17 protein-coding genes are annotated in these 18,671 nt (G+C 26.7%); 15 read left to right on the top strand and 2 right to left on the bottom strand.

The window, feature by feature from the left end:
- Positions 1 to 14 precede the first annotated feature (14 nt).
- Both Tmeso_RS07140 and Tmeso_RS07135 read left to right on the top strand, forming a co-directional pair.
- The gene (locus Tmeso_RS07140; RefSeq protein ID WP_099189665.1) at positions 15 to 842 is read left to right on the top strand and encodes a MerR family transcriptional regulator; all 828 of its coding nucleotides are present in this window, start codon (positions 15 to 17) and stop codon (positions 840 to 842) included.
- A gap of 119 nt (positions 843 to 961) precedes the next feature.
- The gene (locus Tmeso_RS07135; protein ID WP_099189663.1) at positions 962 to 2,302 is read left to right on the top strand and encodes an MATE family efflux transporter; all 1,341 of its coding nucleotides are present in this window, start codon (positions 962 to 964) and stop codon (positions 2,300 to 2,302) included.
- A gap of 73 nt (positions 2,303 to 2,375) precedes the next feature.
- Here the strand turns inward: Tmeso_RS07135 and Tmeso_RS07130 are convergent, their stop codons facing one another.
- Positions 2,376 to 4,496 carry a methyl-accepting chemotaxis protein gene (locus tag Tmeso_RS07130; RefSeq protein ID WP_187296266.1) on the bottom strand — a complete coding sequence of 707 codons (2,121 nt, stop codon included), beginning with the start codon at positions 4,494 to 4,496 and terminating at the stop codon, positions 2,376 to 2,378.
- Between the two features lie 373 nt (positions 4,497 to 4,869).
- On the opposite strand from Tmeso_RS07130, the gene Tmeso_RS07125 reads away from it, so the two are divergent.
- From Tmeso_RS07125 to Tmeso_RS07090, 8 genes are all read left to right on the top strand, one after another.
- Positions 4,870 to 5,892 carry a hypothetical protein gene (locus tag Tmeso_RS07125; protein WP_099189659.1) on the top strand — a complete coding sequence of 341 codons (1,023 nt, stop codon included), beginning with the start codon at positions 4,870 to 4,872 and terminating at the stop codon, positions 5,890 to 5,892.
- Positions 5,893 to 5,910: 18 nt separating this feature from the next.
- Positions 5,911 to 6,798 (top strand): ABC transporter ATP-binding protein, encoded by an 888-nt coding sequence (locus Tmeso_RS07120; RefSeq protein ID WP_099189657.1) that lies wholly within the window; start codon positions 5,911 to 5,913, stop codon positions 6,796 to 6,798.
- A 3-nt stretch (positions 6,799 to 6,801) separates the two neighbouring features.
- On the top strand, positions 6,802 to 7,569 hold the full coding sequence (locus tag Tmeso_RS07115; protein ID WP_099189655.1) for a hypothetical protein: 768 nt from the start codon (positions 6,802 to 6,804) through the stop codon (positions 7,567 to 7,569).
- 24 nt (positions 7,570 to 7,593) lie between these two features.
- On the top strand, positions 7,594 to 8,655 hold the full coding sequence (locus Tmeso_RS07110) for a TlpA family protein disulfide reductase (protein WP_099189653.1): 1,062 nt from the start codon (positions 7,594 to 7,596) through the stop codon (positions 8,653 to 8,655).
- A gap of 29 nt (positions 8,656 to 8,684) precedes the next feature.
- Complete coding sequence (locus Tmeso_RS16390) at positions 8,685 to 8,822, top strand: CD1871A family CXXC motif-containing protein (protein ID WP_099189651.1); 138 nt, start codon at positions 8,685 to 8,687, stop codon at positions 8,820 to 8,822.
- Complete coding sequence (locus tag Tmeso_RS07100; RefSeq protein WP_099189649.1) at positions 8,815 to 9,645, top strand: 4Fe-4S binding protein; 831 nt, start codon at positions 8,815 to 8,817, stop codon at positions 9,643 to 9,645. Before Tmeso_RS16390 ends, Tmeso_RS07100 begins: the two co-directional genes overlap by 8 nt.
- Before the next feature lie 99 nt (positions 9,646 to 9,744).
- Positions 9,745 to 10,464, top strand: a complete 720-nt coding sequence (locus tag Tmeso_RS07095; protein ID WP_099189647.1) for a response regulator transcription factor — start codon at positions 9,745 to 9,747, stop codon at positions 10,462 to 10,464.
- Positions 10,465 to 10,467: 3 nt separating this feature from the next.
- Complete coding sequence (locus Tmeso_RS07090; RefSeq protein ID WP_099189645.1) at positions 10,468 to 11,883, top strand: sensor histidine kinase; 1,416 nt, start codon at positions 10,468 to 10,470, stop codon at positions 11,881 to 11,883.
- Positions 11,884 to 11,928: 45 nt separating this feature from the next.
- On the opposite strand, the gene Tmeso_RS07085 is transcribed toward Tmeso_RS07090, so the two are convergent.
- On the bottom strand, positions 11,929 to 13,020 hold the full coding sequence (locus tag Tmeso_RS07085; protein ID WP_099189643.1) for a VanZ family protein: 1,092 nt from the start codon (positions 13,018 to 13,020) through the stop codon (positions 11,929 to 11,931).
- A gap of 248 nt (positions 13,021 to 13,268) precedes the next feature.
- Between Tmeso_RS07085 and Tmeso_RS07080 the strand changes: the two genes are divergently transcribed.
- From Tmeso_RS07080 to yycI, 5 genes are all read left to right on the top strand, one after another.
- The gene (locus tag Tmeso_RS07080) at positions 13,269 to 13,961 is read left to right on the top strand and encodes a winged helix-turn-helix domain-containing protein (RefSeq protein ID WP_099189641.1); all 693 of its coding nucleotides are present in this window, start codon (positions 13,269 to 13,271) and stop codon (positions 13,959 to 13,961) included.
- A 3-nt stretch (positions 13,962 to 13,964) separates the two neighbouring features.
- A complete protein-coding gene (pnpS, locus tag Tmeso_RS07075; protein ID WP_099189639.1) occupies positions 13,965 to 15,740 on the top strand; it encodes a two-component system histidine kinase PnpS in 1,776 nt (591 codons plus the stop codon).
- Between the two features lie 194 nt (positions 15,741 to 15,934).
- Positions 15,935 to 16,456 carry a hypothetical protein gene (locus Tmeso_RS07070; RefSeq protein WP_099189637.1) on the top strand — a complete coding sequence of 174 codons (522 nt, stop codon included), beginning with the start codon at positions 15,935 to 15,937 and terminating at the stop codon, positions 16,454 to 16,456.
- A gap of 17 nt (positions 16,457 to 16,473) precedes the next feature.
- Positions 16,474 to 17,811 carry a hypothetical protein gene (locus Tmeso_RS07065; RefSeq protein ID WP_099189635.1) on the top strand — a complete coding sequence of 446 codons (1,338 nt, stop codon included), beginning with the start codon at positions 16,474 to 16,476 and terminating at the stop codon, positions 17,809 to 17,811.
- 1 nt (position 17,812) lies between these two features.
- Complete coding sequence (gene yycI, locus Tmeso_RS07060; RefSeq protein ID WP_187296265.1) at positions 17,813 to 18,574, top strand: two-component system regulatory protein YycI; 762 nt, start codon at positions 17,813 to 17,815, stop codon at positions 18,572 to 18,574.
- Positions 18,575 to 18,671 lie beyond the last annotated feature (97 nt).

Below are 18,671 nucleotides of genomic sequence, written 5' to 3'. Positions count from 1 at the left end.
GTTGAAGAGAGAAAATGAAAGATAAATTATCAATTGGTGAATTTGCAAGATTAAGAAATATTACCACTGAAACATTAAGACACTACGATAGAATCGGATTACTCAAGCCTATTAAAGTAGATACTAAGACGGGATATAGATATTATTCTATTTTACAGTATGAAGAGTTAGGGACAATAAAGGAGCTTCGACAACTAGGTATGAGTATTGATGAAATTAAGAAATATTTTAACAATAGAAATTTAGAACAATCGGTCAATATATTAAAAGATAAATATTATGAACTTAAAAATAGGATAAAAGAATTACAACAATTAGAAGAAAGTATTAAGGAAAAACTAAATCATCTAGAAGATATTTCTCAGGTATTAGATTTTGAGAATATAGATATTAAACAAATTAAAGAAAGAGAAATAATTACTTTTGACAAATACATAAAAAATGAAATTGATCTAAGTTACGCATGTCTTGAATTAGAGAACTCATTAAAAGAAATAGCTCCTATACTTGCAAGTAATCGTATTGGAGCAATTATAAAAGAAAAGGATATAAAAACAAATAAGTATACAGAATCAGTTGCTTTATTTTTATTTATTAAAGAGAAAGAAAACATTGATGAAAATTATATAAAAAAGATTCCTGAAGGAAATTACGCATGCATGTACTATAAAGGAAGTATTTGGGATATAGAAGTTAATTTAAAAAAAATGATTGAGTATATTGAAAAAGATGGATATAAAGTATGTGGAGACGTCCTCCAAATAGTTCAAATAGATATTAGTGTTACAGATAAAAGAGAAGAGTTATTATACGAAATACAAATACCTATAAAGCGAACTTAATTTAGGTAAAAAAATATTGACCTTTGTGCAACACAAAGGTTTATAATATATTCTATTAGAGTAAAATATATACAATTTATAGTAAATGTATATTTTGTTATGTTTTGGAGGTAGAATAAATGAACGAAAATATATTAGGAACAGAAAAAATATCTAAATTATTCATTAAATTTTCAATCCCAGCAATTATTTCTATGGTAATAGCAGGAGCACAGACTATAATAGATGGAATATTTTTAGGCAATTTTGTTGGGTCGAATGCATTAGCTAGTGTAAATATAGTTCAGCCATTTATGCAAGTCATAATAGGTTTTTGTATGATAATAAGCGTTGGTTCCTTAAGCTTTATTGGAAGGTGTTTAGGAGAAGGTAAAAAAGAAGAATCTCAAAATATATTTAAAACAGCATTTATAGTTATTACAATAATATCGTCATCTATAATGCTACTTGGAATATTATTTAGTGAAAAAATTGCAGTACTATTAGGAGCAAATGATGTATTATTACAAGGGGTATCAATGTATACGAGAACTATAGCTATGTTTGCTCCAGTGATCTCTTTAATGTTATTATTTGGATTTATTAATAGGGTAGTAGGAAAGCCAGAATTATATTTAAGAGGTATGATTTTAAGTGTAATTGCTAATATAAGCTTAGATTATATACTTATAAAACAATTAAGTTTAGGAATAAGGGGAGCAGCATTTGCTACAGGAATAGCATACATATCAGCATTATTTGTAGTAGCACATCCTATGCTAAATAAGAATAATATAGTGAATGTATTTAGTGGTAAGTTTGATAAATCAGTAATAATACCAATGGCATATAATGGTTCATCAGAAGGAGTTATTTCAATTGCAACTGCTACAACTGCATATTTGTTTAATATGACGTTTATGAAAGTAGCTGGTGAAGCTGGCATAGCTGCATTTACAACAATAAACTATATATCACAATTTGGAACGCTGATAATGTTTGGTATATCAGATGGAATAGGACCTATACTTAGTTATAATTATGGGAATAAAAATAATGATAGATTAGATGATACACTAAAACTAGCATCAAAGGTGAATTTAGTTGTTGGAGTAGCTCTATTTTTTATATTATTTGAGTTTGGAGAACAATTAGTATCATTATTTGCAAATGGAAATAAGAGCATTATAAATTTAGCAGTAAGCGGATCAAGAATATATGCATTTGCATTTTTATTGAGTGGATTTAATATAATTAATTCTGGATACTTTACAGCAATAGGAGATGCTAGAGCCTCTATTATAATAGCAGCTAGTAGAGGGATAATATTTATAGTGTTAGGTATATATATATTACCTATGATTATAGGAATCAAAGGAGTATGGCTTACAGTTCCATTTGCTGAATTTATGACATTTATTATAGGAATATATTTAGTTAAAAATAATAATTTATCTGCAAAACTAGTTCAAGATTATTAATTTTAATAAAAAAGGATTTTAAAGAAAAGTTAAAATAAATAGTCTGAACCTATTAGGTTCAGACTATTTATTATTACATCTTAAATTTATTTATTTGATTCATAAGATTTTCAGCATTATTTTTCATATCTTTTGCATAAGAAGATAGTTCGTTTATAGAAGATAACTGTTGCTGAGTACTAGCTGATACTTCTTCAGAGCTAGCTGAATTTTCTTCAGTTATTGCAGATACATTTTCTATAGCTTCTATAATTTTATCTTTTCCTTTTTCAATGTTTTCATTCTTTGATATTCCAGCATCTAATTTTTGAACTATATTTTGTAGTGAAGAGGCTGTTTGATTAAATACATTTCCGGTATTTTGTATTAGTTGATTTTGTTCATTTCCAATTTCAGTCATTTCATTGGAATTTTCAACTGCCGCCTCAGCTTGTTTTTGTATATCCAAAATCATTGTTTTTATTTCTTCAGTAGATTTTCTTGTTTGTTCAGCAAGATTTCTTATTTCTGATGAAACTACTGCAAAGCCTTTTCCAGCTTCTCCTGCTCTTGCGGCCTCTATAGAAGCATTAAGCGCAAGTAAGTTTGTTTGTTCAGCTATATTATTTATTATATTTGTTATCGATTCTGCATTTTTAGAGTATTCATTTACGGTATTTATTATTCTATTAACTTCATTTCCCTTTGAACTACTTTCTTTGGTTTTTTCATTAAGAACTTTCATCATCTCAGTTCCTTTTAAACTTAAGGAGTTTGTATCTTCAATTATTTGGAATAATCCTTTAATCAATCCAGTCGATTCTTTAATATTTTGATCTAATTCAAGAGCTATCTCTGCAACTATCTCAACTTCTTTAGCTTGCTCACTTGAACTTGAGGCAACTTGATCGATAGCATTAGCAATTTCAGATAATGCTATATTTGATTGATTAGATATCCCAGATAGATTTTCTGATTGAAATAAATTAGCTTCTGAGGATTGTTTAACTCCTACAGCAAGACTGCATATATTCTCCATCATATTATTATAAGTTGTAGATAAGTATCCAAGTTCATCTTTACTATTTATATCTACTTTTGATCTTAAATCTCCAGAAGCTCCACTTTGCATTGCTTTAACTAACTTACCTATAGGTATAGTGATACTTTTAGTAATTCTAATAGAAAGTAAAATAATTATAATAAGAGCCGCTAATCCCATAAATGATGTTCTTTTAAATTCATTAGAATATTCCTCTAATATTTTTGTTAATGGAACATAAGTAACTACTCCCCACGTAGCATTTAAATTATCAAAATGCATAGGGGTATAGCTGATTAATATTTTCCCAAGACCTTCAATGTTTTTCAAAGTAGTTCCTATATTATTATTTCTAATTTCTTGCAAGATATCTTCATCTATAATTCCTTTTTCGAGAGAACTTTGCATTATCAGTTCTTTATCCATCCCATTTGCAACATAGTATCCATCATTACTAACTATCATACCATTTCCATTAAACTCTAAAATTCTATCCATAGATATAACTTTTTCTTGAAGATAATCTAATTTAATATCAGCAGTAACGACTCCTAAAAATTCATTACTTGAATTTAAAATAGGATATGATATTGTTGTCATAAGAACGTCTTTTCCACCTATAGGATACAGATAAGGTTCAGTAAGTATAGGTTTCTTAGTTTTTTTAGGGACCAAATACCAGTCTCCATCTCCTTCTATATCATATCCTGTAATGAGTTCTACACTTATATTTCCATTTTCATCTTTAAATATATAAGGAAGAAACCTACCTGTTTCATCACTTGCAAAATTTATAGAATTTTTGAATTCAGCATCTTTTCTATCAAATGAGTTAGCTTCCCATACCATTCCAGAACCTACAATGTTTTTATTATCCTTTAAGCTTTCTGATATAATTTGAATGGCTGTTTCTCTAGAAATATCGTCCTTTTCTGCTAAGGTAGCTAAAGTTATTGATATTTCTCTTGCATAGGAATCTATTATATCTAGTTCTCTTTTAACATCCTCTTTTTCAAGTGTAGATGTTTCTTGAACAATATATTTGGTTTGTTGTTCTGTAATCCTTTTAAGGCCTCTAAGAGAAATTATATGTAAAGAAGTACTTAATAAGATAGTTATTAGTGCTAAAGTCATTATTTTATGTCCTGTTTTTAAGTCTCTAAATTTTTTCAATTTAAATTCTCCTTTCAAGTACATCATTTTTTCAATTTAAATTCTCCTTTCAAGTACATCATTTTTTAAATTTTTATAAAAATATAATACATTTTATTAGTTTATTTCGATTTGATTTTTAATAACTTAAATACGAACTTTTTTTAAACTCCTCTCTAAAAAATATATATATTATTTCTTTAATTATACGATATACAAAGAATATATACAATGTTATGAAATATCTTACAAAAAAAACGAATAATAACAAAGAATAAAAATAAATTCATATATTAATATTATTTTGTAAGATTTAATTAAGGTTCAATTTATAATGGTGTAAGTTTAGGTATGTATAATAAACGTATAGAAAAGAAGAGGAGGTATAAATATAATGATTTTTTGGGAATTGAAAAAAATATTTAAATCTAATATAGGATTAATAATTTTAGTATTATTTGTTTTTCTTTCTGGTTGTATGAGTTTTTTAAAGCCTACACTAGAAACAGAAAATTCATATAGAAATAATAAATATGAACTAATAGTGGATACTAGACCTGGAAATGAAATAGCAAAAGAAAAATTTGATGAAAAAATAAATCAAATAGAGCAAATAGCAAATACCTATGTAGATGATAAATTTATGAACAAAATTATAGAGGTATCACGAGATAATTTAAGATTTATGAAATATAGAGAATATAAGAATATTGATTTTTATAAGGTTTTTAACCATAGAGCAAGCCATCCATTTGGATCAGTCATTATGATTATTATTTTAATCTTAGTATTTTCAAATATATATACAGATGAAAAAATTTCAGGTGTAGACAATATAATTCTTTCATCTAAAAATAAGTTTAAGGCTTTATATTCGAAGCTAGCATTAGCTATAATTTTACCTCTTATAATCTATGGATTGTATTTAGGAATAGAATTTTTAGTAACTTTAGTTCAATATGGAACTCCAATAAATGGAGAATTAGAAGCTTTTAGAATTATTGATAGTGGAGCCATATTTTTAAGTAGAACTTATACTATCAATGAGTATTTGATACTCAAAATTTTAACAATGGCATTAATATTTATTAGCATATCTGTATTCTCAAGCTTCTTTTCGTTTATTTCAAAGAACTCTTTGACATCTATAAGTGGAACAGTAATGTTCTTAGTACTAGGGAAAGCATTTATATTGATTAAATTTTTGCCACAACAATTATTAATTATATTAAGTAAAGTAAATTACGTAGATTTGATATTCTATCCTGATAGATTTATAGGGATATACTCTGGAGATGTTAATTTTTTAGGGAAAAGTTTAGATGTTATAAATTTATGTAATAGTATCTTAATATTAATGTTATTTACTGGATTAGCATTTTGTATATTAACGTTTAAAAATATTTTAAACAAATAATTTTAGGAGGGATAATTGATGAATAAACTTGAAATAAAAAATTTAACAAAAATTTATGGTAGAAAAAGAGCAAATGATAATATAAATATTACTCTTGAAAGTGGTGTATATGGACTACTAGGGCCCAATGGAGCAGGGAAAACAACTCTTATGAAGCAGATAACAACCTTAATAGAGCCATCAGATGGAGACATTATATACAATGAAAAGAATATAAAAGAGTTAGATGAGAATTACAGAAATATAATTGGATATCTTCCTCAGGAGTTCGGGGTCTACGAAAACTTTTCAGCAAAGAATTTTTTAAAGTATGTAGCGGCATTAAAGGGATTAACAGAAAAGGATGCTACTAAAAAGATAGATGAGCTTTTAAATCTTGTAGGTTTATATGAAGTAAGAAATAAGGCAGTTGGTAAATTCTCTGGTGGAATGAAAAGAAGAGTAGGAATCGCTCAAGCTTTATTGAATGATCCAAAGATACTAGTATTAGATGAACCAACAGCAGGGCTTGATCCACAGGAAAGAGCAAGATTTAGGAATCTTATTTCACAAATTTCTAAGGACAAAATTATAATACTTTCTACTCATATAATTTCAGATATAGAATCTATAGCGAAGGAAACTATTATGATAAAAGATGGAGCTGTTCTTATGAAAGGAATCCATAGAGATATACTTTTAGGAATGCAAGGTAAAGTGTATAGTATAAAATCTTCTGATGAAGATGAGGTTTCCAAAATACAAAATAATTATAAAGTAGTAAATATTCAACGTGGTGTTAATGAGGTAGAACTTAGAGTCATAAGTGAGAAGATGCCACCATATTCAGGAGTACAACCTATTGAACCTAAATTTGAAGATGTTTATATGTTTTACTTTGACTTAGAAAACACTAGGGAGGTGTAATTAATGGGAACGCTTATAAATTTGGAACTTAGAAAAATACTTTTAAAAAAAAGAATGTTGATAATTCTCGTAGTATCATTATTTTTAAGCTTTATTTCAATAAGAGCTTTTTCAATAGAAGAAACTTATGCGGATATATTTAGTAAAGGTTATGGACTAGTTCCTTTAATGGGAATTATGATGTTTATTATGTTTTCAGGGTCTTATACTTTAGAATATAGCTCAAATATATCAGGGTTAATTAAAACAACTAAAAATGGTAAGAAAAAAATTGTACTAGCCAAATCAATAGCAGCAGGGATAGGTGCTGCTATAATAAATCTTTCAGTTTTTTTAACTGTATGTCTATCTGCGTTGACAAAGCATAAATTTGCTGGATTAGATATGCCTTTAAAAAAGCTTTGGTACTTTGGGAAAAGTGGATCGAATATAACTGTTATTCAAATGATTTTAATTATGATTTTAACCATCACAATATGGTCGTTTTTCTTTGCACAATTAGGATTATTTTTATCATCTATAAGTAAATCAGCTACAGTTCCTTTTATATTTGGAGGACTTATTATGGGAGTTCCATATATATTAGAAGGGTTTTTAAAAGGGATTGGATATACAAAATATTTGGGATTTACACCCCTTTGGGGAATGATGAGTTGTCAGCTTATAAGATATGAGACAGGAAGTATAACTATTTTTGTTCTTTTAGGAATCTTTACAGTAGGAATGATTATATTTCCAAAGTTGACATATAAGGCTTTTATAAAAAATTAATAATATATAAATGGAGGAATTGATATGAAAAAAATATATTTAGCTATATTCATGATTATAGCTATTTGTGCATCGATAGTGGGATGTAGTAAACCAGAACAAAATGATGAAGCTTTAAAAGGGAAAAAGATGAAATTTGAAGAAATGGGCCTAGAATATTATGAACCACAGGCATGGGCTAAAAAAGATGGTGTATCTCCAACTTGTGCAATACCAGGAAAATATGGAGAGGCTTATATAGTAGGAGAAATTCCGTATGAATTTTTATCAACCCAATTCATTAATGAGTTAACTAAAGATAGTGAAAATGCAAAAACTGAAGAAGAACAAAAAAGAGTATTTCAAGAATACCAAAAAAAGTCAAAGGTTTTCTTTGATATTATGGTACTTGATAAAAATAAAGAGAAAAATGCTCCAAGTGAGGATATAGAAAGAAAAGAAAAAGTTTTTTCAGAATATAAACATAGGGAAAAGGTAGCTGAAACAGATAATTTAGAATGTTATATACTATATAATGATGAATATGATGAAAGCAATTTATCTAATGAAGAAAAGAAAGAATTCAAAGAAGTTCGAGAGAGCATGGCGGATCTTAAGGGTAGTTTGAAATTATTTACACCAATTGATATAACTAAGAAAATAGAAGAAAACAAAAACATACAATTCGAAACTAAAACTATTGAAGGGGATAAAATAGAGAGTAGTATATTCAAAGATTATAAACTAACAATGGTAAATGTATGGGCAACATTTTGCGGACCTTGTATTTCAGAAATGCCTGATATTCAATCTCTTTATGAAGAAGTGAAAAAGGAAGATATAAATGTAGTTGGTATTATTTCAGATACACCTGATGATGAAAATGAAGTACTTGCAAAACAAATACTTGATAAAAAAGGTGTGAAATATACAAATATAATACCAGATAAAAAATTAAGTAAAGGAATATTAAAAGATATATCTGGGGTTCCAACAACTATATTCATTGATAGTAAAGGAAATATGGTTGGACAGCCTATAGTAGGTAGTCGCAGTAAAGAAGAATATAAGAAAGAAATAGATAAAATATTAGAGAGTTTAAAATAAATTATTATTGCTGCACTGGAGTGATATGGATGAAAGAAAGACTATACAGGTATGGAATACTACTTACTAGTTTAAGTTTTATATTTTTAGGTCTATATAGAAAAGAAGTGGATGTTGTTTTTAGAAAAGCAATAAATATATGTTTGGAGTGCATAGGAATTGGATAAAAGAGGGTTAAGTCAAATAATTACTACTATAATTACCAATGCAAATATAAATGGATTTATTGAAAAGAACATATATAAAGGGTCTACAAAAAAAGTATGTGTTCCAGGACTTAATTGTTATTCGTGCCCTGGAGCTATAGGTTCGTGTCCTATTGGATCTATACAAGCTGTTGTAGGGAGTATAAAATACAATGTTTCACTATATATAACAGGACTTATTTCACTAATTGGAATAATATTTGGGAGATTCATTTGTGGATGGTTATGTCCTTTTGGATTATTTCAGGACTTACTTTACAAAATACCATCTAGAAAGATTGAAGTTAGTAAAAAAATAAATAGTGTATTAAGGTATTTTAAGTATCTTATACTAATCTTATTTGTAATATTATTACCAATGTTTTTGGTAAATGAATTTGGAATGAGTCCTCCTTATTTTTGTGAGTATATCTGTCCTGTAGGTACTTTAGAAGGAGGAATTCCACTAGTCTTATTAAATAAATCTTTAAGAGAAACAATTGGGGTTTTATTTTTATGGAAAATGTTTATTTTACTAGGAATTACTGTCGGTGCAATTTTTATATACAGACCGTTTTGTAGATATATTTGTCCTTTAGGAGCATTTTATGGATTGTTTAATCCTATAAGTTTTTATAAATTTAAATTAGATAAAAATTTATGTATAAACTGTAATGCTTGTATGCGAAAATGTAAGATGAATATAGAAATCCACAAAAAACCTAATAGTACAGAGTGTATTAGATGCGGTGATTGTATTAAAGAATGTCCTACAAAAGCAATAAAAAAAGAAATAAGATTATAATGCTACTAAAAAACCTGATCTGAAAAATATCAGGTTTTTTGTTATACTAACTATAAAGTGAAGGATAGTATATATATAATGTGATAGGAGCGTGAGGCTGTGGAAGGCTTAATAAAAAGAAAAAAAATATTAATTATAGATGATGAAGAAGATATATTGAAATTACTATCGACGGTGTTAACTAAGGAAGGTTTTGAAAATATATATACAGCAGAAACAGGTAATGAAGGACTTAAATTATTTGAATTTATAAACCCTGATATTATTCTTTTGGATATAATGCTTCCAGACAAGGAAGGATATGAGGTTTGTAAAAAAATTAGAGAAACATCTATGGTACCTATTTTGTTTTTGTCTGCAAAATCAGAAGAGATGGATAGAATAATCGGATTTGCTTTAGGAGGAGATGATTATATAACAAAACCATTTAGTCCTAAAGAAGTATCGTACAGGGTAAAAGCTCAATTAAGAAGAAGTTGTATTAATTTTGAACAGGATAAAAAGAACGAGAAAGATATATCATTTGGGCCTTTTAAAATAAATGAAAGTAAATTAGAGATTAAAAAGAATGGACAAATTATTGAACTTAAACCTAAAGAACTTAAGTTATTTTTATATATGGCAAATAACCCGAATCAAATTATAAGTAAAGAGAAAATTTGTGATGAAGTATGGGGCGAAGATTACATAGGATTTGATAATACAATAATGGTACATATAAGAAGACTAAGGGAGAAAATAGAGGACAATCCATCAAGTCCTAATTATATAATAAATGTTAAGGGTCTTGGCTATAAGTTAATAGTAAAGGGTGAGTAATATATGAAATGGAAGTTAACCTTAAAATTTGTAACTACTATAATTTCAGTAGTTATTATAGTTATGATTATAAATATAATAGCTTTAGTGATGGTTTTTTTCGCAGGACAAAATGTAAATGAGAAAGATAAAAAGTTTTCAACAGTACTTGGTACAGAGAGATTCGTAAGAAATTTTCATAATCATATATTAGTAACTAAAGAAAATATGTATGTAGATGATGAAGGAAAAAAGGAGCTTGATGGTAAACAAACTTGGATACAAATTTTAGATGGAAATGGTAAAGAGATATATAATTACAAAAGACCAAAGAATGTTCCATTTAAATATACACCGTTTCAGATTGTACATGGATATAAGTATAGTGGTGGAGTAGGTAGTGCATCAACTATATTTATAGGAGAAAAAATAGTTGGGAATAAGCAGTATAGTTATATTATAGGATTTCCTATGCGAAAGGTTGAAAAACAAATACTAATATATAATAACGGTGAGATAGGTATATTCATGAAGAATGCTACGGGTACTGTACTTTTAATTGATTCTATAATAGCTCTATTCTTTGGATACTTGTTTAGTAGAAGACTAACAAATCCAATAGGTAACATTATTAGTGGAGTAGAAAAATTGGGAGACGGAGATTATGATATTTATTATTCACCTAAAGGAGTATATAGTGATGTTTACCACAACTTAAATAATCTCTCACAGACTCTTAAAAGCAATAAAATAGAACGTAAGAAACTAGACAAAATGAGGGAGGACTGGATAGCAAATATATCGCATGATATAAAGACGCCTTTGGCATCTATTAAAGGGTATGCAGAAATTTTAAGTGATGATGAGTATGAATTTTCTAAAGAAGAGATTACATCTTATGCAAATATAATTCATAAAAAATCTAATTATATAAATGAACTTGTAGATGATTTGAATTTAAGTACAAAGCTTAAAAATGAAAAATCTATGATAGATAAAAAAGAAATTAATTTAGTCAAACTTGTTAGAGAAAGCATTATAGATATATTAAATGACCCTAAATATAGTGATAGCTATATTGATTTTTCTTGTAAAGAAAATATTATTTTAAAGGACGTAGATAATATTTTAATAAAAAGGGTAATTAACAATCTTTTATACAATTCTCTTATTCACAATGATGCAAAAGTTAATATAAAAGTAAAAATAATTAAAGATGAAAAAGTACATATATTTGTAAAAGATAATGGAAAAGGAATAGGACCAGAAGATATTAAGTATATATTTGATAGATATTATAGGGGAACAAACACAGGAGAAAGACATAAAGGTTCAGGTCTTGGGATGGCCATAGCTAAGGAGATAGTAAAAGCACATGGGGGAGACATAAAAATAAATAGTAAACTTGGACAAGGAACTGAAATAGAGGTTATATTATAAAATAAAAAAGATTATGGATTAGTAAGTACTAATCCATAATCTTTTTTATTTAGGCGATATAGCAACATTCTTTGTTTTACTTATTTTTTCATAAAATAGTAGCTTATCTTTTTTCAATATACAAAGAACAACGTGTGAAAATATAATTATATTTATTATTACTGTTATAATCATAGCAATAATAATATAATTAAAAAATTCATTTTTATTTATTTCTATAACTTGAAAAATTAATTTATTAAAGCCGAAAATACAATAATACAAAAGCGCATATCTTATAAATACTTCTTTGAAAGATAGTTTACTATTCTTACCTTTTATCTTTATCCTCAACAATGATTTGCCAAATGTTTTACCATTAGTCAAATAAACAATTAAAATAAAGTATATAAATACAGCTATACCTTCTATAAAAATGTCATTTTTTATAAAAGGAATTAATCCAAGTATAAACCAATCTATATAAAAAGCTAAAAGTCTTCTAAAATAACCTACCTGTATATCTTCAGAGTTTATATCTTTATCAAGGTCATTTGGTTTAGGAAGAAAAAAAGTAAATATAGGCGCTATAATATAACCTATAAAACCACCAAAAGTATTTAATATAAGATCATCTAAATCAAATACCCTGTAAGGAGCATTATATAGACCATATAGGGCTGTTAATTGTGTTATCTCGAAGAATAATGAGACTAAAAAAGTTATTAATAAAGTCTCTTTTAAATTTTTTCTAAAATAATATCTTAAATAAACTCCAAGTGGAGTGAGTAAGATTGCATTAAATGCGGCTTGCAAAAATGCCCTTTCTTTTAGTATGTTTTTGAAAGTTAAAGGATTTAAAAATGAAACTTCTGTTTCTCTTAAAAAAGCAAAAATAAAATTAAAAGGCAATAATTGATAATAAATTGTATTAGGGCTTTGTAGACTCCTTACATCACGTGTTTTTGGAAGAGGAAGTATTACAAGATAATAAGCTACCATCAAATATAGTAAAAAAGAATATAAAATTAAAATTCTAAACTTATTTATATATCCATGTTTCCTGTACTGATATATTACAAATGGAAATGTAAATAAAAAAGCTAAAAAAGGAAATGTTATAAAAGCTACTTTAATTGGAAACATATATGAGTACATTGATTCACCTCCAATAAAAACTTCTTATAAATCAAGTTTTCATTTTATTTCAATATACTAGTATATTGAAATTTATTTTTTATTATGTACATTGTGCACATTTATATTTATAAAATATATCATATTTTTTATATACAGTAAATTATATACTTTTAAATTTGGCGAATGTATAATTTAGTTATATAATAATTTTGTATAATATGGTTAAAATAAAGTATTACCTATAATAATAGTTTGGAGGTAAATTTATGAGTAGTAAGATATTAATAATAGAGGATGAGAAGCCTATATCTGATATATTAAAGTTCAACCTTAAGAAGGAAGGCTATGAGATTGATACCGCATTTGATGGAGAGGAAGGAATAAACAAAACCTATAGTTTTAAGCCAGATTTAATACTTCTTGATGTTATGATACCAATTTATGATGGATTTCAAGTGTGTAAAAAAATAAGAGAATCTTTATCAACTCCTATAATAATGGTTACAGCTAAAGAAGAAGAAGTAGATAAGGTATTAGGCCTTGAACTTGGAGCAGATGATTACATAACTAAGCCATTTAGTGTAAGAGAACTTATGGCTAGAGTTAAAGCTAATCTTAGAAGAACCCAGGTATTAAATACAGATAATAAAAACGGGGATATAATAACATATGGAAGTTTAAGTGTTGATTTAGTTAAATATGAGGTTAATAAAAATAAAGATAATATAGATCTGACTGTAAGAGAGTTTGAATTATTAAAGTTTTTGATAACTCAAAAAAATCAAGTATTCTCAAGAGAACAATTGCTTGAACAGGTATGGGGATATGAATACTATGGAGATATTAGGACTGTAGACGTTACTGTTAGAAGACTAAGAGAGAAAATAGAAGATAACTCATCAAACCCTAATTATATAATAACTAAAAGAGGAGTAGGTTATTACTTTAAGGGGGAATAGATTTTGTTTAAAAGTATAAGATCGAAGATAATAGTAATATATTTTTTGTTGGTTTTTATAGCCATGGCATTAGTAGGTATATTTATGATAAATCAGTTTGAAACTTTGCATATAAATACTGCTACAAATACATTAAATAGAATAGTGAATAACATAATAAAACCTGAAATTAGTAATGTAGACTTTACAAACTACGAGGATTTAAGATATGAAATTCAAAAAATACCAGTACTTCCTGGAGATTATAGGATACTGATGATAGATGCTAATACGTATAAAGTAATAGCTTCTACTAAAAATGATAGTAGATTAATAGGAAAAGATGCTCTTAATAATCTTAATAAAGAGATAATATCGAATGCATCTAAGAATGGATATATGAAGGATGAAGAGACTGTAAAGAATATAGGATATATATATACCAATGAAAAAAACCAAAAGATAATAATATATGGTAAAGCATATCTTGCAAACATATATGAAGTTTTAAATGAATCTAAGAAAATATTTTTACAAGCTATAATAATGGCTTTAATAGTAACTATAATACTTGGATTTTTAATATCTAAGACAATAACAAACCCTATAAAGGATGTAACTAGTAAAGCTTCTAAAATGGCAAAGGGTGATTTTGATCAAAAGGTAGATATAAAATCAGATGATGAAATAGGACAATTAGGAGAGATGTTCAACTATTTAACTGCTAGGCTTAAAAATACACTAGAGGAGATATCTAGTGAAAAAAGTAAACTCAACGCAATAATAAATCAAATGGGTGATGGATTGATAGCTGTTGACAATGAGGGTTACATAATACATGTAAATCCAACATTTATACAAATGCTAAGAATAAAAGAAATAGATGTTACAAAACCTGTATACGATGATATGGTTAGTAAATATAATAAGAATTTGACTTTGAAGTATATAAAAAATAAAAACATATCTCAGGGAAGCGAGATAATAAAGATTGAAAACAAAGATATACTAAGAGCTAATTTTGTATATCTTAAAAATGAGAAAGAAGAGGTAAAAGGACTTATATTAGTTCTTCAAGACATAACAGAACATGAAAAATTAGATAATATGAGAAAAGAGTTTGTAGCTAATGTATCTCATGAATTAAAAACGCCTATAACAACTATAAAAAGTTATACTGAGACTTTACTTGATGGAGCAATGGATGACAATGAAATATGTAATTCATTCTTAAGTGTAATAGACAAAGAATCGGATAGGATGGCAAGACTTGTAAGTGATTTGCTTCAATTATCAAGGATGGATCATAAAAAGAACAACTTTAATTCATCCAGATTTGATATAGATAATTTGATTAAGGATATAGTAAATAAACTAGATATTTCATTTAAAGAAAAAAATCATATAATAAAAATGGGACTTTGCGACAAAAATATAATAATAAATGGAGATAAAGATAGAATAGAACAGGTTATCCAAAATATACTTACTAATGCTATAAAATATACACCGGATAATGGAATCATAAGCGTAGATATAAGAGAGGAAGATGAACAAGCTATTATATTAATAAAAGACAATGGAATCGGTATTCCTAAAAAAGATATATATAGGATATTTGAAAGATTTTATAGGGTGGACAAAGCAAGATCTAGAGATATGGGAGGAACTGGGCTGGGTCTTTCTATAGCAAAGCATATAATAGAACAGCACGGTGGCGATATATCTGTTAAAAGCGAAGTTGGAAAAGGAACTGAATTTGAAATAAAATTGCCTGTGGATAAATCTGTGGATATATAATTATTATTTACTTAACATGTAATGATTCTGTAATATTCTTTGTGTATAATTTATATTAAAGGTTTAATATGGGGATAACATTAAATTATACATATAAAAAGTAAAACTAAATTCAGATGGAGTTTGTACTTTAACTGAATTCATAGTTATGCAAGTGCCCTTTGGGACAAATAGAATATTAAGGAGGCTTAGAAATGAAGAAGTTAGGAACATCTTTAATTATTTGTGGAATGTTAGCTTCAAGTAATATTGTTGCTTTTGCAGATACAAGTAATACAAAAGATGTACATAGTCAAGTAAATACTCAACAAGTAGCTGAAAATAATGTGAAACAAGAACAAAAATCTATTGAGATAATGAAACCTGTTTCTGATTATACAGTTACAACTAGTGATAAAGTTGTAGTATCTGGAACGGGAGAAGAAGGTAGCACTGTTTATCTAGATGTATATTCAAAAAATAATAAAGATGGTGCTTTGAAAAAAAATGAAAATTCAAAAACATTAAAAATAGGGGCTATGGGATTCTTTTTAACTGAGATAAAATTAACTCCTGGTGAAAATAAAATAGTTATAAAAAACAATAATAAAGAAAAAACTAAAGTTGTAAAATATACAAAGATAGAAAGTAAAAAAGAAATACAAAACAATATGGATAAAATAACAGATAAGAGAATGAAGGATATTTTTAAAGATATAATTACGCCAAAAAAATAAATTTGGAGTGTTAGATTGTGAATAGAGAAAAATTTAAAACATTTACGTTAGTAATATTGTTTTTTATGTCAGCTTTTCTTTTATTGCTCAATATAAGTCTAGTGGGATTTAAATTTGATTTTAAAAAAATATATGGAAGTTCAAATATAAAATACAATATTTATTCAGTTGTAAGACCCTATAGAGTATTTGTATACTTTGGAGGTGGGAAAAATAATACAGAGGTATTAGATACACAAGATGAATATTGGAATCAAATAAAAATAGTTTTGAAACAGGAATTGTCAAAACAAGGAAAGATAAGCGAGATAAGATACGACGATTATTTAAGTAAAAAAAATACCAAAGCTATAGAAGCTAATTTTGGTAAAGGATTAGATGTTGAGTTAATAAATAAGAGTATATTTTTAAATGAAAGTGCTATAAGTGGTATTGGAGATATTTGTGAGATACTTATACCATTGGTAGATGATAAATCTATATATTTTTTGAATAATAAACAAAAAGTATATAAAGTAGATTTAGATAAAATAAAGCATATAGATTTAGTAGATAAGCTTGAGAAAAAGGGGTATACGGAATACTTTACTGTAAATCACTTATTTACTATAGATAACAACACGTTAATTCCTATTAAACCAGATGGTATTTCATATAATAATATCAGTTCAAAAAATATTATAGAGGTTAAAGATGATAAGACAGTACAAAAAATAGGAGAAAATATATTAGGAAAAAAATATGATTTTACTAATAGAATTGTAGAAAAAAACGGAAATAATACATTTATATATGGATATGGAGAAAAAACATTAAGAGTATATAATGATGGATATATAGAGTTTTTGAATGAAGATATAGAAAATAAAAATATAAGCTTGGATCAATCTTTAAATATAGCTTTAAATTTTTTAGGTAATCAGAATATAGATATAGACAATTTATCATTGTATAGTGTAAGACAAAATTCTATAAATAACGTAAATTCGTATGAATTTAATTTTTATTATAAAGTAAATAATCTTAAGGTAAAGTCTAATAGTTTATTTAATCCTATACAAATAAAAATAGCTGGAGAAGATGTGTATAGCTACAAAGGGGTTTTAAAAAAGGTAGACGAATTTATAGATGGTAATCAAGATAAGAATATAATACCACCTGAACAAATACTTAATATGAATTTTTCTTTGTTAAAACAAGACCTTAAATATCAAAGTGGTGCAGAAGTATGGAAAAACATAGAGAGTGTAGAGCTTATATATTTTTCTAAGGATAAATACTTTATTCCATCATGGGAAGTGACTATAGGCAGTAAGGTATATATATTTGATGCCTATAAAGGGGATGTTTTATAAAATGGATTGGTCAAAATCTAAAACAATACTAATTATTGGATTTATATTAACTAATATAGTTTTAGGATATAATCTTTATATAAATGTATTTAGATATGATAATGAGGATATTTTTAGTGATAGCTCTATAAATAATTTAAACAAGTTATTAAGTACTAAAAATATATCCATAAATACTCAAATACCTAAAGAGACACCTAGTCTTAGCAAGTTGAGTATAAAGTATGAAGATTTAAGTAAATCTGATTTAGACCATTTATTTAAAGGAAATGGAATATACAAGATTGAGGATAAGAATATAATATATAAAGGTAAGTCTAATATCAACAATCTTGATATAAAAGAATGTACATTATTTACTAAAAAATTTCTTAAAAAATACAAATTTGATGAGGATACGTATTTAAAGGCTACAATTAAGAAAGCAGATCATATCGAGATTGTATATACTGGAAAATATAGAAATTATTTTCTAGAAGAAAGCTATATGACTTTTGTATTTTATGATAATAAAGATTTTTCATTTGAAAGATTATGGTTACTTCCAATAGAGGAAAAAAAACAGAAAAAAAGAGTCATAACTAGTGTAGAAGCTATTATGTCTGCTTATAATCAGATGGAACAAGATTCTGTTATAAATGAAATAAAATTGGGGTATTATTTTGAATCTAATAATATGGATATAGAACAAGGTGATATAGGTCCTGTTTGGAGACTAAAAGTGAATAATGAATATATATATATAAAAGCCTTTGATTTATAATTGAGGGCTTTTATAATTTTCGTTACGAATTTTTGTCTGATAAGACTCGTTGGCACTATGCAATTTTTTAAAAGTTTGCCTCTGAAAGATTCAAAAG

The organism is Tepidibacter mesophilus, from assembly GCF_002724055.1.
GTDB lineage: Bacteria > Bacillota > Clostridia > Peptostreptococcales > Peptostreptococcaceae > Tepidibacter_A > Tepidibacter_A mesophilus.
Note: the sequence above shows the minus strand (reverse complement) of the source record. Positions and strands in the feature narration are given on the sequence as shown.

Bases quoted from the DNA above. Each gene is read 5' to 3' on its own strand.
- Tmeso_RS07140 (WP_099189665.1), top strand. From the start codon at position 15: ATGAAAGATAAATTATCAATTGGTGAATTTGCAAGATTAAGAAATATT.
- Tmeso_RS07135 (WP_099189663.1), top strand. From the start codon at position 962: ATGAACGAAAATATATTAGGAACAGAAAAAATATCTAAATTATTCATT.
- Tmeso_RS07125 (WP_099189659.1), top strand. From the start codon at position 4,870: ATGATTTTTTGGGAATTGAAAAAAATATTTAAATCTAATATAGGATTA.
- Tmeso_RS07120 (WP_099189657.1), top strand. From the start codon at position 5,911: ATGAATAAACTTGAAATAAAAAATTTAACAAAAATTTATGGTAGAAAA.
- Tmeso_RS07115 (WP_099189655.1), top strand. From the start codon at position 6,802: ATGGGAACGCTTATAAATTTGGAACTTAGAAAAATACTTTTAAAAAAA.
- Tmeso_RS07110 (WP_099189653.1), top strand. From the start codon at position 7,594: ATGAAAAAAATATATTTAGCTATATTCATGATTATAGCTATTTGTGCA.
- Tmeso_RS16390 (WP_099189651.1), top strand. From the start codon at position 8,685: ATGAAAGAAAGACTATACAGGTATGGAATACTACTTACTAGTTTAAGT.
- Tmeso_RS07090 (WP_099189645.1), top strand. From the start codon at position 10,468: ATGAAATGGAAGTTAACCTTAAAATTTGTAACTACTATAATTTCAGTA.
- Tmeso_RS07085 (WP_099189643.1), bottom strand. From the start codon at position 13,020: ATGTACTCATATATGTTTCCAATTAAAGTAGCTTTTATAACATTTCCT.
- Tmeso_RS07080 (WP_099189641.1), top strand. From the start codon at position 13,269: ATGAGTAGTAAGATATTAATAATAGAGGATGAGAAGCCTATATCTGAT.
- Tmeso_RS07070 (WP_099189637.1), top strand. From the start codon at position 15,935: ATGAAGAAGTTAGGAACATCTTTAATTATTTGTGGAATGTTAGCTTCA.
- yycI (WP_187296265.1), top strand. From the start codon at position 17,813: ATGGATTGGTCAAAATCTAAAACAATACTAATTATTGGATTTATATTA.